Raw genomic sequence first — 15,653 nt, forward strand, 5'->3', positions numbered from 1 at the left:
CATGGATGCCTTCAACTCCCTTCTGGACGGCTTCGGTACGGCCCTCACGCCGGTCAACCTCCTGTGGGCCGTCATCGGAGTGCTGCTCGGCACGGCGATCGGTGTACTGCCGGGCATCGGCCCGGCGATGGCGGTCGCACTGCTGCTGCCGGTGACGTACGGGCTCGACCCGATCGGCGCGTTCATCATGTTCGCCGGCATCTACTACGGCGCGATGTTCGGCGGCTCGACCACCTCCATCCTGCTCAACACGCCCGGGGAGAGCGCGGCGGTGGTGGCGGCCATGGAGGGCAACCCCATGGCCAAATCCGGGCGCGGGGCCCAGGCCCTGGCGGCGGCCGCCGTCGGGCACTTCGCGGGCGGCCTGATCGGCACGCTGCTGCTGGTGGCGCTGGCGCCGACGGTCGCGAAGCTGGCCGTCGACATCGGCGCGCCGGACTACTTCGCCATCATGGTGCTGGCGTTCATCGCGGTGACGTCGGTGCTGGGCTCCTCCCGCATCCGAGGTCTCGCCTCCCTGCTGATCGGCCTCACCCTGGGGCTGGTGGGCCTGGACCAGATGACCGGCCAGCAGCGCCTGACGTTCGGTTCGCTCCAACTCGCCGACGGCATCGACGTGGTGATCGTCGCGGTCGGTCTCTTCGCGATCGGCGAGGCCCTGTGGGTGGCGGCGCATCTGCGGCGCAGGCCGCCTGAGCCGATCCCGGTGGGGCGTCCGTGGCTGGGGCGCTCCGACGTGAGCCGGACCTGGAAGTCGTGGCTGCGCGGCCCGTTCATCGGTTTCCCCTTCGGCGCGATCCCGGCGGGCGGCGCGGAGATCCCGACCTTCCTGTCGTACGTGACGGAGAAGCGGCTGTCGAAGCACAAGGACGAGTGGGGCAAGGGTGCCATCGAGGGCGTCGCGGGCCCGGAGTCGGCGGCGTCGGCCTCGGCGGCGGGCACCCTGGTGTCGATGCTGACCCTGGGCCTGCCGACCACGGCCGTCGCGGCCGTGATGCTGGCCGCGTTCCAGCAGTACGGCATCCAGCCCGGCCCGCTCCTCTTCGAGCGCGAACCCGACCTGGTGTGGGGCCTGATCGCCTCGCTCTTCGTCGGCATGGTGCTGCTGCTCGCGCTGAACCTGCCGCTGGCGCCGGTGTGGGCGAAGCTGCTGCGCATCCCCCGGCCCTACCTGTACGCCGGGATCATGTTCTTCGCGGCGGTCGGCGCGTACGCGGTCGGCGGTGAGGTGATCGACCTGGTGATCCTGCTGATCATCGGTCTGATCGGCTTCGGGATGCGCCGCTACGGGCTGCCCGTGCTGCCCGCCGTGATCGGCGTGATCCTCGGCCCGAACGCCGAGCAGCAGTTGCGGCGTGCCCTGCAGATCAGCGACGGCAGTGTCACGGGGCTGGTCAACACGCCGTTCGCGGTGACCGTGTACGCGGTGATCGTGCTGCTGCTGGTGTGGCCGCTGCTGAGGAAGGCGGTGACGCGGGGCCGCGCCGAGGCGGCCTGACCCGGTCATCGCGGCACCCGCTCGCGGGTGCCGTCCGGGAAGCGGATCTCCACCTCTCCGGACACGGCGACCCGTACGCGCGTTCCTGAACCTCGCGCGTACGGGTCGCCGTTCGTCTTACGGTCGCCGTTCGTCTCCGGGTCGCCGTTCGCCTTCAGGTCGCCGTTCACCTTCGGATCGGCGCTCAGCACGACGAGGGTGACCAGGAGGTGGGTGCCGCCCGGGTGGGCGGGCAGGGTGAGGTGCGGGGTCGCGGAGTGGTGGCCGTAGGCGTTGGCGCCGGCCGCCTGGGCCACCGCCGCCCCGGCGTCCCGCCACCCGTGCAATCCCACGATCGTGCTGGTCAGCCCGTCCGCGCGCCGGGCGAGCGCCCGGCCCGGGCCGGTCCTGCCGAGCGGGGGCCCGGTGTCGTCGGCGATCGCCCATCCCCCTTCGCGGACGGGCGTGCCGGGTGGCGCGTCGACGCGGTGCACGCGTACTTCCCACGGGCCGTGCACCACGCTGACCGACTCGATGCGATGCCCTTCGCCGCTGCCGGGGAACACGGCCCGGTGCCAGGAGGCGGCACGGGCGCCCTCGACGGCGAGCGGGTGGATCCGGCCGCGCCGGGTGGGTGTGCCGTCGGGGGCCAGCAGGGCGATGTGGTTGTCGGGGCCGGGGCGCGGGGCCGGTGGTGTCTCGGGGGCGGTGGCGCTGGAGTAGGCGAGGCGGGCGTAGTGCGGGCTGTCGTCCGGTGTCGCCGGCGGGGGCGGCAGGCGGTCGCTGCCGTGGTTGACCAGCCGTACGATCCCGTCGGCCGCGGTGGAGTGCAGCAGCCAGCCCGGGGCGGGTAACGCGAGGCGGACGTCGCCCGTCTCGACCGGGCCTGGTTCCTCATGCGCGGTCCACACGGGGTGGTCGGCGGGCAGGAGCAGGCCGAGGAATGCCTTGTTCGCCCAGTACGGGGAGGCGGGGCCCGAGTAGCGCTGCGTCACGGGGAGGAAGGGCCGGTACCAGCCGAGCGTGAGCAGCCCCCGCTCGTCGGGCACGCCCCGCTCGGCGAAGTGCTTCAGCGCTCCGGAGGCGAGGCGGCGGGTGCGGCCGGGCGGGAGCGGAGTGGCGTCGGCGAGGACGCCCGCCCACAGGGGCGCTGTCGTACCGAACCGGTAGGTGAGGGAGCGGCCCTGGTGGACCGGGGCGCCGTCACCGCCGAAGAAGTGCTGGTGGTCGTGGAGGAACGACCGCAGGCGCGCCCGGTGTTCCGCCACCAGCCGGGAGTCGGCGCGCGGTCCGGCGATGCGGGCCCAGAGCACCGGATAAAGGTGCAGGGCCCAGGCGTTGTAGTAGTCGAACTTGCGGCCGTCGCCGTCGGTGTACCAGCCGTCACCCCGGTACCAGTCCTCCAGGCGGGCCAGCCCGGCGTCGATCTCGGCGCGGCGGTGCGGGGCGCCGACGGAGGCGAGGAACTCCTCGGTGATGACCTGGAACAGCCGCCAGTTGGAGTCGTTGACGACCGCTCCGAGGAAGCCGCCGAGCCAGTCGGCGGTCCGCTGCCGTACGCGGTCGTCGAGCCGGTCCCAGATCCAGGGGCGGGTCTCGTGCAGGGCGATCGCGACGGAGGCCGCCTCGACCATGGGCTGGCTCCGGTCGGTGACGGGCGGCCAGTGGTCGGGGCTGTGCGGGTCGGTGCCGGACGCCAGCCCGGCCGCGTACCGCTCGATCAGGCCGGGCGTCTGACGCCCGGCCGAACCGGCGATGCGGAACGCGGCCAGCAGGAAGGAGCGGGCGAAGCCCTCCAGCCCGTCCGACCAGGCCCCGGAGTGGCTGGGCCGCCCGGGCAGGCGGTACTGGGCCAGGCCCGGCGAGGCGTAGGGCGTCAGGGCGTCCAGGAGGCGGTCGGCGACGGCCTCCCAGTGGGCGCGGGTCCAGCCGGTGACGGGCGAGGTCAACGGGTCGGCGGGGGGCAGGCGGGGCAGGTTGGGGAGGTGCGTCGGGTCGGGGAGCGACACGTGCGGCGCGCTCATGGGGGTGCGGTTCCTCCGTTGGTCACAGGGCGCGCCCGGGCGGGGGCGGGCCGACGCTGTCGCGGACGACGATGTGGGTGCCGAGCAGGTGGTGGGCCCCGGCGGCGTGCTCGGGGTCGCGCAGGGCGATGCGCACGGCGGCGCGCCCGAGTTCCTCGGCGGGGGTGCGGACGGTGGTGAGCGGCGGGTGGAAGTCCTCGGCGAGCGGGATGTCGTTGTAGCCGACGACGGAGATGTCACCGGGGACGCTCAGCCCGGCCTCGGCGATGGCGCGCAGGGCACCGGCGGCGACCATGTCGTCCCCGGCGAAGACCGCGGTGAACTCCCGTGTCGTCTTGAGGAGATCGGTCATCGCCCGGTGGCCGGCGGCGCGGCCGAGTCCGCAGTCGACGACCTGCGCGGCCTCCGGTGGCAGCCCGTGCTCGGCGAGGGCGGCCCGGTAGCCGGTGACGCGGGCGTCGAGGGCGGTGTTGCCGGGCAGGCCGCCGAGGAAGACGATCCCGCGGTGCCCGGCCGACAGCAGATGGCCGGTGACGGCGCGGGCTCCGGCCTCGTTGTCGAACTCCACGACCAGTGCGGGGATCTCGGGGCCGGGTGCGGGCCGGCCGCAGAGCACGAGCCGGGCTCCGGAGGAGTCGAGGGCGTGGGCGTAGTGGGCGACGCGCTCGCGGTAGGCGTCGTCCTCGACGACCCCGCCGACCAGGATCACCAGTCGGGCGCCCTCCTCCCGCATGAGCTGCACGAACTCCATCTCGCGCTGTGCGTCGCCGCCGGTGGCGCCGACCACGCAGAGCCAGCCGCGGTCGGCGGCCTCGGCCTCCACCCCCTCGGCGACCTGGGCGTAGAAGGGGCTGGTGACCTGGCGGACCACGACGGCGGCCATCTTGCGGCCGCCGCCGACCAGGGCGCGGGCGTGCGCGTTGGCGACGTAGTCGAGGTCGCGGGCGGCGCGCAGGACCCGGGCCCGGGTCGCGGGGGGCACCGGGTGGTTGCCGCTGAGCGCGCGGGAGGCGGTCGCCGTGGACACGCCCGCCCGCTCGGCGACCTCGCGGATCGTGACCCGCCCCTTGGACCCCATGTCGTTCCCCATCCCCCGCGTCTCCTCTTCGGCCCACCGCTGTTCAGGTGTTGGCCGCGTAGTCCTTCGCGTACTCTTCGGCCATTCTGTCGCCGCCCCGGCTCCGCCACTTCTTCACCGCCGCGTCCCACTCGGACAACGGCAGGCGCCCGGCGACGATCCCGGTGACGGTGTCGTCGAGGAAGGTCTTGAGGGTGGCGCCCTGGGAGTTGTTCGTCGCGGACTGGAGCCCGAAGGAGGCGTCGCGGATGGCGTGCGGCACGACCTTGCGCTGCCAGGTGTGCAGGGCGCGTACGGCGTCGGGCATGCCGGGCACGAACAGCACCTGGGGGCCTTCGGCGAGGTACTTCAGCGGCAGGTTGGTGTTGTTCTCGACCTCGCCGAGCGGGGTGGGCTCGGGCGAGCCGTCCTTGCCGCGGGTGAAGTGGACGCCCTCGACGCCGTAGTGGACGAGTTCCCATTCCTCGCTGCCGAAGGGCGCGGCGAGGTAGTCGAGGATGCGCAGGAGCAGCTGGACGCGTTCCTTCTTCGCCTTCTTCAGGACCGTGTAGCCGAAGGAGCGGCGGGCGGCGACGACGCCGCCGGGCTCGCCGCCGACGCTGTACGGAAGGGCGGCTGCCGGATTCATCTTGCCGCGTGACTCACGGTACTTGGGCAGGTAGGCGCCGAACCCGTCCTGCATGGAGCCGACGGTGCCGTTGTAGTAGAGGGTCGTCAGGTCGATCTGGGAGATGGACGTGGCGTCGGGGTGGTAGGAGCCGTTCTTGCGCAGCTGTGCCTGGAAAGCGATCGATGCCTTGTAGCGTTCGTCGGCCGCTGCCGTCAGGAAGGTGCCGTCCTTGGTGACGGCCCAGCGCTGGGGTGCGTTGTGGGCGGCGGAGTGGAAGGCGTTGCCGAACAGCGACAAGTTGGCGGCACCGAGCATGTACGTCTTCCCGCGGGTGCCCCTCCTCGCCACGGCGGTGAAGTCCTCGGCGCTCCAGCCCTCCTTCATGCCCGAGTCGGCGAACATGTCCTGGTTGATCCACAGGGTCGATCCGGGCAGCGGGCGTTCCAGCGGGATGCCGTAGATGCGCCCGCCGATCCGGCCCATGTCGCGCCAGGCGTGGGTGGGGATGTTGGCGAGGTTGGGGTAGTCGCTGATCGCGTCGCCCGACAGGTACGGCGTGAGGTCCTCGGCGCGGCGCTGCACGAACTGCGCCTCCCTGGGCAGGGTGAAGCCGGCGAACATGTTGATGATGTCGGGCAGGGCGTCGGCGTCGCCGGCCATCACCGTGGCCATCTTCTTCTGGTAGTCGGCCTGGGAGATGATCGTGTACTCGATCTTCACGCCGAGGGCCTTCTCGACGGCCGCCCAGAACCGGTTCGCGGAGGCGGGCTTGGGCGGCGTACCGAAGGAGACGGTCATGACGCGGACGGTGGAGCCGTCGCCGGGGGTGCGGGAGACGGACTTGACCAGGTCGGAGGGGTAGGAGGTGTAGCCGGCCTGGACTCCGGCGCCGGTGGGGGCGAGATCGGGTTTCGGGCCCGTCGCGGGCCGGTGGGCCGGCCACGGCGCGAGCTTCTTCCCGGCGTTGGAGACGTCGCCGTCGCCGGAGTCCGAGGAGCACGCGGTCAGCAGACCGGGGACGGAGACGGCGGCGCCGCCCACCGCCATGGAGCGCAGGAGGGTGCGTCGGGACATGCTGGGCATGGATGAACCACCTCGTGTCAGCTCTTGATGGCGCCGGTGAGCACGCCCTTGGTGAAGTACTTCTGCAGGAAGGGATAGACCAGCAGGATCGGCACGGTGGCGATCACGAGCACCGCCATCTGCACGGTCTGCGGTGCGGTGACGGTGGCCTCGCCGGTGGTCGCGTCGGTGAGCCCGGCCCCGGCCACCACATAGGTGCGCAGCACCTGCTGGAGCGGCCAGTGGTCGCTCTCCAGGTACAGCGACGCGTAGAACCACGAGTTCCAGTAGGCGACGGCGTAGAACAGGCCGACGACTGCGAGCGCGGCCTTGGACAGCGGCAGCACCACCGACACCAGCACCCGCCAGTCCCCCGCCCCGTCCAGCCGGGCCGCCTCGTACAGCTCCTCCGGGATCGACTGGAAGAAGCCGCGCAGGACGACCAGGTTGAACACGTTGACCAGGACGGGCAGGACCAGTGAGGCGTAGGAGTCGAGCAGGCCGAGCTCCTTGACCAGCAGGAAACTCGGGATCATGCCGGGCGGGAAGAGGAACGTGAACAGCACCAGCAGCAGCACGGGCTTGCCGCCGAAGACGCCGGGCCGGGACAGCGCGTAGGCCAGGGTCACCGTGCAGGCGAGGCTGAGCAGCGTGCCCGCGATCGTCACGCCGGCGCTGACGCCGAGGGCGTGGGTGACGATGCCGCCGTCGAAGATGTCGCGGTAGGCGTCGAGCGTGGGCTCGCTGGGCCACAGCACCCAGCCGCCGTTGTCGACGACCTCCTGGGTGGAGGCCAGGGAGGTCGACACGATCACCAGGAACGGTACGCACACCAGCAGCACGACCGCGGTCAGGGCGAGGGCCTTGGCGGCCTGGGTGAGGGGCCGCGGCTTCTCCATCCAGCCGGGCCGGACGGACGCGCTCACCGATAGACCCCCTGTTCGCCGAGACGGTGGGCGACCTTGTTGGCCGCGTAGACGAGGAGGGCGCCGATGAGCCCCTTGAACAGGCCCGCAGCCGCCGCGAATCCGTAGTCGCCGCCGACGATGCCCTGGTGGTAGACGAAGGTGTCGATGACCTCGGCCGCCTCGGGGCCCACCGCGTCGCGTTGCAGCAGCATCTGCTCGAAGCCGACGGAGAGGATGTCGCCGAGCCGCATGATGATCAGCAGCACGATCACCGGGCGGATGGCGGGCAGGGTGACGTGCCAGAAGCGCCGCCAGGGCCCGGCGCCGTCGATGGCGGCCGCCTCGTACTGCTGCTCGTCGACCTGGGCGAGGGCGGCGAGGAAGATGATCGTGCCCCAGCCGGCGTCCTTCCAGATGACCTGTGCGACGACGAGCGGCTTGAAGGCGTCCGGGTCGCCGATGATGTCGACGGTGTGCAGACCGGCCCCGCTCAGGCCGCTGTTGAGCAGGCCGGTGTCGCCGAGCACCTGCTGGAACAGTGCGACGACGATCACCCACGAGATGAAGTGCGGCAGATACGCCACCGACTGCACGAACCGGCGCACCGAGCTCCAGGTGAGGGTGTGCAGCAGCAGGGCGAGGCCGAGCGGCACCGGGAAGTAGAAGACCAGCTGGAGGACGGCGATCCAGAGGGTGTTGAGGACCGCGTCCCAGAAGGCCTCGTCCTCGAACATGCGCCGGAAGTTGCCGGTCCCCACCCAGGGGCTGCCCCACAGGCCGTCGAACGGCACGTACTCCTTGAACGCGATGACGTTGCCCACGAGCGCGCCGTAGTGGAACAGCAGGAAGTAGGCGACACCGGGGAGCATGAGCAGGAAAAGCGTCCGGCTATGACGGATCTGACGGCTCTGAAAACCTTTACGCTCACCCTTCCCCCCTCCGGAGGGGCGGCGGTTGTGACTCACCCCCTTCGCACCTGCTCGTTCCCGTAAGCCAGTTGCCACGGTTCCCCCTCACGTCGGCGTGTCCGGTGAAGGGAAGCTAAAACGTTTTCAATGCGCGGTCAACACCTCCGGCACGGACGGGACTTCGGGCCGCGCCTTGACGCGTCAGGCCGAGAGCAGCCCCCTGCCGAGCCAGTCGGAGGAGTCCCGCACGCCGGGCAGGGCGAAGAAGTAACCCCCGCCGGTCGGCGAGATGTAGTCGACGAGGGGCTCGTCGATCAGCCGGGTCTGCGTGGCCTCGAACTGGCGGCGCACGTCCTGCTGGTAGCAGCAGAAGACCAGCCCCATGTCGAGGTCGCCGACGCTGTCGACGCTCCGGTCGTAGTTGTAGCCGCGGCGCAGGATCCGGGAGTTGCCGGTCTTCGCGGTGCGCGGGTTGGCGAGCCGGATGTGCGCGTCGAGCGGGATCGCCGTGCCGTGCGGGTCCTTGGCGTAGTTGGGGCTGTCGGTCTCCTCGGCACCGTCGAGCGGGGCACCGGTGTCCTTGCGCCGGCCGATCATCAGCTCCTGCTCGGACAGCGAGACCCGGTCCCAGAACTCCACGAGCATCCGGATGATCCGGACGACCTGGTAGCTGCCGCCGGCCGCCCAGGAGGGCTCGCCCTGTCCCTCGCCGACCCACACCAGGTGGTCCATCTCCCGGGCCGACGCGACGTCCGGGTTGACGATGCCGTCCTTGAAGCCCAGCAGGTTGCGCTGGGTGCCGCTGGGCCGGGGCACGTTCTGGAACCCGTCGACGCGCCACCGGATCTGGAGCGCGCCCCGGGTGTGCTTGGCGATGTCGCGCAGCGCGTGCAGCACGGTGTCCTGGCGGGCCGCGCAGATCTGCAGGGACAGGTCGCCGTGGCACTCGGCGGGGTTCAGGTTGTCGTTGGGGAAGGTCCGCATGGGCGTGAGCCGGCGTGGCTTGGCCCGGGCGAGTCCGAACCGGCCGTCGAACAGGGAGGCGCCGACCCCCACGGTGACGGTGAGCGCGTCTGCCGGGACGACCGGGCCGAGAATGCCGTTGTCCGAGGGCGGGGCACCCACGCCGAGGTCCTCGGGCGGGCCGCCGGAGGTGAGGAAGCGGGCCCGTTCGGTGAGCGTCCGCAGCAGTTCGGTCAAGCCCTTGCGGCCGTCGGCGATGACGTCGAAGGAGACGAAGGCCGCCGCGGCCTGCGCGGGGGTGAGGATCCCGGCCTGGTGGGTGCCGTGGAAGGCCACCGGGGCGGCGCTCTGCTGCTCGGCCGCATGGGCTCTCGCGCCGCCGCTCCCCGCGAGTGCGATTCCGCCCCCGGCCAGGACGGCACCGGCCGCCCCGGCGCCCAGGGCCGCCTTCACGAAGGAGCGGCGGCCGGCGTGGGCGGGGCAGCCCGGGGGCGGCGTGTCGGCGGACGGCATGAGGGGGTTCCCTTCGGAGTTTTCTGCGGGGTGGTTGCGTCGCCGGGCTCTCATGCGGACTTCCTGACTTCGAGCAGGTCCGGCACCGGCGAGAGGTCTTCCAGGAGCTGCCCCGTAACCCCGTCGAGCCGGGCCTTCGCCGCGCGGTCGAGCCGGTCGACGGGGGTCCAGCCCCTCCCGTGGTGTGCGGAGTCGAGCAGCTTCTGCAGTCGCGCGATGTCCGCGTCGACGGTGGGCAGCAGACGCGGGGCGCGCGTGGTGATCAACGGCTCGAGTACGGCGAGCAGTTCGCGTGTGCCGGCGAGGTTGGCGTCGGCGGTGGCCAGTGAGGTGCCGCTGCCCTGGTCGGTGTCGCCGGTCAGCTCGAACTGGAGGGTGTTCTCCAGGATCTCGTGGGCACGCAGGGGCAGGTCGGAGGCGTCGAAGTCCTGCTGCGGGAAGGCCTTTCGCAGTCCGGCGCTGTCCTCGGCCAACTGCTGTGCCACGCCCTTGAGTCCGGCCGCCGGCTCACCGTGCCACAGCCCGTACTCGATGCGGAGGAAGCCGGTGAAGTCCTTGTCGTGCACGCCGTCCGGCAGACCGTCGGGACGTCCGTCGAGCCTCTGGTCGAAGTCCTCGAAGGTGCCGTAGGCGGCCCCGAGGGAGGCGTAGGTGCGGTGGGCCGTCAGCCAGTCGGTGCGGGCGGTGCCCAGGTGTCCGGCGTGGATGTCTTCACTGAGCTTCCGGGTCTGGCTGACGAGCGTCGCCAGCCCCCGGTCCACGTACGCCCGGTACGCCTTGAGCGGCGCGGCGAGATCCCGCTCGGAGACGGGGACGACGGCGTGGGCACCGGCGGCGCCGACGACCCGGACCGCCTTCGAGGTGACGGCCTTGCCGTCGGCCGGCACGCAGCGCCAGGCGTATGTCCCGCCCGCCACAGTGGCGACCAGGTCTCGGGTGGTGCCGGGGGCCAGCCCCTCGATCTCGCCGTAGACCGCGTTCGAGGACGGGTCGATCAGATACACCTCGGAGGTCTGGTTCCCCGTGTTGTGCATCAGGAAGTCCTGCCGCCCGGGCTCGGGCGCGGTGAAGCCCTGCCCGCAGGCCGTTTCGGAGACGGCGACGGTCTCGGCCGCGGCGGGCCTGGGGTGTGACAGGGCGACGACGAGGCCGGCCAGGAGAGCCGGGACGGCGACCACGGCGACGGGAATCAGCCAGTCGGGGCGGCGGCGGGTGGGTGCGGGGGTGAGGGTGGACGGCGGCTCGGTGGCGGAGGGTGGGGCGGCCGGTGAGGCGGCCGGTGGGGTGACCGCACGCTTCCCGGCCGCGATCGCCCCACCGGCGCCGGCGCCCATACCCTGACCGGCACCGGCACCGGCACCAGCGGCAGCACCAGCGGCAGCACCAGCGGCAGCACCAGCGGCACCCGAACCCGAACCCGCACCCGACTGTTCCCGCACTCCCCGCACGAACAGCGTCATCACCACGGCGAGATACCCGACGTACCCGGCCACTTGGAGCCAGGTCATCGTCGGGGTCAGATTGAGAACGCCCTGGAGCAGCGTGCTGTACCAGGCTCCCGCGTCGACGCTGCCGCTCAGGTCCAAGGCGTAGGCCGTCCCACCGGGCAGGACCCTGCCCTCCTGGAGGTCGCGCAGCCCGTAACCGAGTACGCCGGCCGCGATGACGATGAGCACCACGCCCGTGGCGGTGAAGAAGCGGGTGAGGTTGATGCGCAGGACCCGCCGGTACAGCCCCCAGCACAGGGCCGCGGCCAGGACGAGACCGATGCCGGCGCCGGTCAGGGGCCCGGCCGACTCGTTCGCCGCGCGGGCCGTGGTCCACAGGAACAGCGCGGTCTCCAGGCCTTCACGCCCCACCGCGAGGAAGGAGGTGAGGACCAGGACACCGGCGCCCAGGGCCAGGGCCCCGGTGACCTTCTCCTTGATCTCGCCCGCGAAGCCGCGGGCGGATCGCCGCATCCAGAACACCATCGCGGTGACGAAGGCGACGGCGACGATGCTCAGCGTGCCGCCGAAGGCCTCCTGCGCTGTGGTGGACAGGGAGGCCGCTGTGAAGGTCAGGACGGCACCGAAGCTCATCGACAGCGCGATCGCCGCCAGCACGCCGGTCCACACCTGCGGCAGCCGCGACCTGGCACCGGCCCGTACGAGGGTGGCGACCAGCACGGAGACGATGAGCCCGGCTTCGAGTCCTTCCCTCAGCCCGATCAGAAAGCTCGGAAACGCGTCGTCCCACATGTACCGGCCCTCCCGGCCCAACGCCCGGCCCCGCACAGGCGGGTTAGCCAAGGCATGCCTTACCGACGCCGACCATCATGGACTCGACTCTCTGGGCATCCGGTCATGAATGCCTCATGGCCCGGCAAAAGTCCTGACGGTTTCCGGCCAGCGGGCGGGGCGTTCTCCGACGGCACGTCCGCGTCACGGCTGAAACCCCCTCGTGGAGCCGTCCGGGCACGCGGTGTCCAGCATCGGGACGACAGGGAGCACGGGATGACGACCCGTCTGGGTTCTGAACGAGTACTGCTGGATGGACCTCAAGACCCGCGACCCGGCCGGCGCCGCCGCCCTCCCGTCCAGGACGCCGGGCCGGCGCCTCGCCGTGGACGAGAAGGGCTGACGCAAGGCCATCAAGATGACCGTCGACGGCCAACTGATCGGTGGTGTCAGAGACTTGGCGAACCGGGTCTATCCGCCGGGAACACTCGCCCACATCGCCTACTACCTGGCGGTCGACGACATCGATCGCCATGCCGAAGCGGCGACTGCCCAGGGCGCTCGCCTCGCCATTCCTCCCTTCGACGCGGGCGACCAAGGCCGCATCGCGACACTGATCGACCCGGTGGGCACACCTTCTCCCTCTGGCAGCGGCACCACTTCCCCGGCTGGAGGCTCCCGCCCACCTGGCGGGTTCTCCGCACCGCATGGTCCTGACCTGCGGACGGCCCGGCGAAGCCCGGCACTTCTACGAGGAGACGACCGGCACCCCCCTGATCTGCGCCGACTTCACCGCCGCGCCACTACCGGCAGCTCCTTCAGGGACCCGGGCCACCCCTTCGCACGCCACACCCCTTGACGCGTCAATGACAACAGTGGCTTGATGAGGTGGGAGCGCTCCCACCTCATCAAGGGAAGGGACCACCATGCACAGAACCCCCCACTCGTCCCCGCACTTACGCGTCATGTCGGTTCTCGGCCTCCTGGCCGCCCTGCTCCTCCCCCTCGGCATGACGTTCGCCCCGGGCGCGCTGGCCGCGCCCACGGCGGACCCCGTGCGCGTCATGCCGCTCGGCGATTCGATCACCGGCTCGCCGGGCTGCTGGCGGGCCGTGCTGTGGAACCGGCTGGTCGACAGCGGATACAAGGACATCGACTTCGTCGGCACCCTCCCCCCGCAGGGCTGCGGACAGGCGCACGACGGGGACAACGAGGGGCACGGCGGCGAACTGGTCACCAACGTGGCGGACCAGAACCTGCTGCCGGGCAGGCTGGCCTCCACCCGCCCGGACATCGTTGTCATGCACTTCGGCACGAACGACGTGTGGAGCAGCATCGCCCCCGACCGCATCCTCGCCGCCTACACCAAGCTCGTGGCGCAGATGAGGGCCTCCAACCCGGACATGCGGATCCTCGTCGCGCAGCTCATCCCCATGAACCCGAGCAGTTGCGCGGGCTGCGCGCAGCGGGTCGTCGACTTCAACGCGCGGATTCCCGGCTGGGCCCGGGCGACCGGCACCGACCGCTCCCCGGTCACCGTGGTCGACCAGTGGACCGGCTTCAGCACGGCCGCCGACACCTACGACGGCGTGCACCCCAACGCCTCCGGTGACGCCAAGATCGCCGCCCGCTGGTTCCCGGCCCTGTCGGCGGTCCTCGACGCCGGCGTCCCGCAGGACCCGGGCGATCCGGGTGACCCGGGCGGGGACCCCGCGGCCTGCACCGCGCGTTTCCGCGCCGTCTCCTCCTGGCAGGGCGGTTACCAGGGCGAGGTGACGGTGACGAACACATCGGCCTCCGCCGTCAGCGGCTGGACCGCGACCGTCGTACCGGCGAACGGAGCGCGTCTCGACCAGCTCTGGAACGGCAGCCTCACCACGGCCGCCAACGGCACGGCCACCGTCAGGAACGCGGCGTGGAACGGCACCCTCGCCCCCGGCGCGAGCGCCACCTTCGGCTTCGTCGCCACCGCCCCGGCAACGGCCGGCAACCCTGCGGCGACCGTCACCTGCACAGGGACGACACCGGCCGCATGACAGCCGTCCCGGGCCGGATGCCCCGGCGACGCACCTCTCCGCAACGGGCCCGACGGCAGGACCCGTTCAGCACGGCGCACGACAGCGCGACCGACAACGTGCCCCGACCGACCCCCACCGATGGAGCCGTCATGAGAGTCCGCCCCCCCCCCCCCCCGCCACGCCTGGCCACCGTGGCCGCCACCCTGCTCGCCCTCTTCCTGTCCTTCCTCGTCCTCACCCCGCCGGCCCAGGCCGCCCCCACCGGCTTCCGGGTGCAGAACGGCCGGCTGCTGGAGGCCGGCGGGAACGACTTCGTGATGCGGGGCGTCAACCATGCCCACACCTGGTTTCCGGACCGGATCAGTTCCCTCGCCCACATCAAGGCCAAGGGCGCCAACACCGTTCGCGTGGTCCTCTCCAACGGTGACCGCTGGACCCGCAACGACGCCGCCGACGTGACGAACGTGATCTCCCAGTGCAAGCAGAACCGGCTGATCTGCGTCCTGGAGGTGCACGACACCACGGGCTACGGCGAGCAGAGCGGAGCGACCACCCTCTCCCGCGCGGCCGACTACTGGATCAGCGTGCAGAGCGCCCTGGCCGGCCAGGAGGACTACGTCATCGTCAACATCGGCAACGAGCCGTACGGCAACACCAACTACACGGCGTGGACGGCCGACACCAAGGCCGCGATCCAGAAGCTCCGCAACGCCGGGTTCGACCACACGATCATGGTCGACGCGCCCAACTGGGGCCAGGACTGGGCGTTCACGATGCGCGACAACGCCGCCTCGGTCTTCGCCGCAGACCCCGACGCCAACACGGTCTTCTCGATCCACATGTACGGCGTCTTCGACACCGCCGCCGAGATCACCGACTACCTGAACCGCTTCGTCACTGCCAAACTTCCCATCGTCGTCGGCGAGTTCGGCCATGACCACTCGGACGGCAACCCCGACGAGGACACCATCCTGGCCGTCGCCCAGCAGCTCCGCCTCGGCTACCTCGGCTGGTCGTGGAGCGGCAACGGCGGCGGGGTCGAGTACCTGGACATGGTCACGAACTTCGACCCGAACCAGCTGACCAGCTGGGGCCGGCGGCTCTTCAACGGCGTCAACGGCATCGCCGCCACCGCCAAGGAGGCCGCGGTCTACTCCGGCAACGGCGGCGACACCACTCCCCCGACCGCTCCGGGCACCCCGACCGCCTCCGGGGTGACCTCCTCGTCGGCCACCCTGACCTGGGCCGCCGCCTCCGACGCGACCGGCGTCACCGGCTACGACGTCGTACGGATCAGCGGCGGCACCGAGACGGCCGTCACCAGCAGCACCCGGACCACCGCCACCCTCACCGGCCTGTCCCCCGCCACCGCCCACACCTTCGCCGTCTACGCCCGCGACGCCGCCGGCAACCGCTCGCCCCGCTCGGGCACGGTGACGGTCACGACCTCCCCCGGCGGCTCACCGTCGGCCTGCGGTGTCGGCTACCGGGTGACGGGCAGCTGGCAGGGCGGCTTCCAGGGCGAGATCGTCCTCCGCAACACCGGCACGTCGGCGATCAACGGCTGGACGCTGCGCTGGACCTTCCCGGACAGCCAGCGCATCACCAACCTGTGGGGCGGTACGGCGTCCCAGAGCGGCTCCGAGGTGAGCGTCGCGGCCGCCTCGTACACCGCGACGATCCCCGCGTCGGGCTCGGTCACCCTCGGCTTCACGGCCACCCGGTCGGCCGCGAACCCCAGCCCGACGGCCTTCACTCTCAACGGTGCCGACTGCTCCGTGAGCTGACTGCGGGCGTGTGCGAAGGTGCCGTCGTGCTCCGGGCACGGCGGCACCGCCATCAATGTGATCCGCGCTACAGCAGCACGGAAGGC

The 15,653-nt window shown here is 71.6% G+C and carries 10 protein-coding genes; 3 read left to right on the plus strand and 7 right to left on the minus strand.

Going from position 1 to position 15,653, the window contains the following annotated elements; genetic code table 11:
- The first annotated feature begins 1 nt into the window (after window position 1).
- On the plus strand, window positions 2-1,498 hold the full coding sequence (locus A4E84_RS04730) for a tripartite tricarboxylate transporter permease (protein ID WP_062925328.1): 1,497 nt from the start codon (window positions 2-4) through the stop codon (window positions 1,496-1,498).
- A gap of 5 nt (window positions 1,499-1,503) precedes the next feature.
- Here A4E84_RS04730 and A4E84_RS04735 read toward each other — a convergent pair whose 3' ends face one another.
- From A4E84_RS04735 to efeU, 7 genes are all read right to left on the minus strand, one after another.
- Complete coding sequence (locus A4E84_RS04735) at window positions 1,504-3,501, minus strand: DUF2264 domain-containing protein (protein WP_079128871.1); 1,998 nt, start codon at window positions 3,499-3,501, stop codon at window positions 1,504-1,506.
- A 22-nt stretch (window positions 3,502-3,523) separates the two neighbouring features.
- Complete coding sequence (locus A4E84_RS04740; RefSeq protein WP_062931311.1) at window positions 3,524-4,579, minus strand: LacI family DNA-binding transcriptional regulator; 1,056 nt, start codon at window positions 4,577-4,579, stop codon at window positions 3,524-3,526.
- A 43-nt stretch (window positions 4,580-4,622) separates the two neighbouring features.
- Window positions 4,623-6,272 carry an extracellular solute-binding protein gene (locus A4E84_RS04745; protein WP_062925329.1) on the minus strand — a complete coding sequence of 550 codons (1,650 nt, stop codon included), beginning with the start codon at window positions 6,270-6,272 and terminating at the stop codon, window positions 4,623-4,625.
- Window positions 6,273-6,289: 17 nt separating this feature from the next.
- Complete coding sequence (locus tag A4E84_RS04750) at window positions 6,290-7,177, minus strand: carbohydrate ABC transporter permease (RefSeq protein ID WP_062925330.1); 888 nt, start codon at window positions 7,175-7,177, stop codon at window positions 6,290-6,292.
- Window positions 7,174-8,028, minus strand: a complete 855-nt coding sequence (locus A4E84_RS04755) for an ABC transporter permease (RefSeq protein ID WP_062925331.1) — start codon at window positions 8,026-8,028, stop codon at window positions 7,174-7,176. The genes A4E84_RS04750 and A4E84_RS04755 overlap by 4 nt, the downstream gene beginning before the upstream one ends.
- Window positions 8,029-8,268: 240 nt before the next feature.
- Window positions 8,269-9,543, minus strand: coding sequence for an iron uptake transporter deferrochelatase/peroxidase subunit (efeB, locus tag A4E84_RS04760; protein WP_062925332.1), 1,275 nt, complete (start codon window positions 9,541-9,543; stop codon window positions 8,269-8,271).
- 50 nt (window positions 9,544-9,593) lie between these two features.
- On the minus strand, window positions 9,594-11,783 hold the full coding sequence (efeU, locus tag A4E84_RS04765; RefSeq protein WP_062925333.1) for an iron uptake transporter permease EfeU: 2,190 nt from the start codon (window positions 11,781-11,783) through the stop codon (window positions 9,594-9,596).
- A 905-nt stretch (window positions 11,784-12,688) separates the two neighbouring features.
- Here efeU and A4E84_RS04770 point away from each other — a divergent pair.
- Window positions 12,689-13,798 carry a GDSL-type esterase/lipase family protein gene (locus A4E84_RS04770; protein ID WP_062925334.1) on the plus strand — a complete coding sequence of 370 codons (1,110 nt, stop codon included), beginning with the start codon at window positions 12,689-12,691 and terminating at the stop codon, window positions 13,796-13,798.
- Window positions 13,799-13,929: 131 nt separating this feature from the next.
- A complete protein-coding gene (locus tag A4E84_RS04775; protein WP_062925335.1) occupies window positions 13,930-15,567 on the plus strand; it encodes a cellulase family glycosylhydrolase in 1,638 nt (545 codons plus the stop codon).
- Window positions 15,568-15,653 lie beyond the last annotated feature (86 nt).

It is taken from the genome of Streptomyces qaidamensis, from assembly GCF_001611795.1.
In the GTDB taxonomy this organism is placed as follows: domain Bacteria; phylum Actinomycetota; class Actinomycetes; order Streptomycetales; family Streptomycetaceae; genus Streptomyces; species Streptomyces qaidamensis.

Excerpts from the sequence above, each read along its gene's own strand:
- A4E84_RS04730 (WP_062925328.1), top strand. The coding sequence starts at position 2 with ATGGATGCCTTCAACTCCCTTCTGGACGGCTTCGGTACGGCCCTCACG.
- A4E84_RS04755 (WP_062925331.1), bottom strand. The coding sequence starts at position 8,028 with ATGCTCCCCGGTGTCGCCTACTTCCTGCTGTTCCACTACGGCGCGCTC.
- efeU (WP_062925333.1), bottom strand. The coding sequence starts at position 11,783 with ATGTGGGACGACGCGTTTCCGAGCTTTCTGATCGGGCTGAGGGAAGGA.
- A4E84_RS04735 (WP_079128871.1), bottom strand. The coding sequence starts at position 3,501 with ATGAGCGCGCCGCACGTGTCGCTCCCCGACCCGACGCACCTCCCCAAC.
- A4E84_RS04740 (WP_062931311.1), bottom strand. The coding sequence starts at position 4,579 with ATGGGGTCCAAGGGGCGGGTCACGATCCGCGAGGTCGCCGAGCGGGCG.
- A4E84_RS04775 (WP_062925335.1), top strand. The coding sequence starts at position 13,930 with ATGAGAGTCCGCCCCCCCCCCCCCCCGCCACGCCTGGCCACCGTGGCC.
- A4E84_RS04745 (WP_062925329.1), bottom strand. The coding sequence starts at position 6,272 with ATGCCCAGCATGTCCCGACGCACCCTCCTGCGCTCCATGGCGGTGGGC.
- efeB (WP_062925332.1), bottom strand. The coding sequence starts at position 9,543 with ATGCCGTCCGCCGACACGCCGCCCCCGGGCTGCCCCGCCCACGCCGGC.
- A4E84_RS04770 (WP_062925334.1), top strand. The coding sequence starts at position 12,689 with ATGCACAGAACCCCCCACTCGTCCCCGCACTTACGCGTCATGTCGGTT.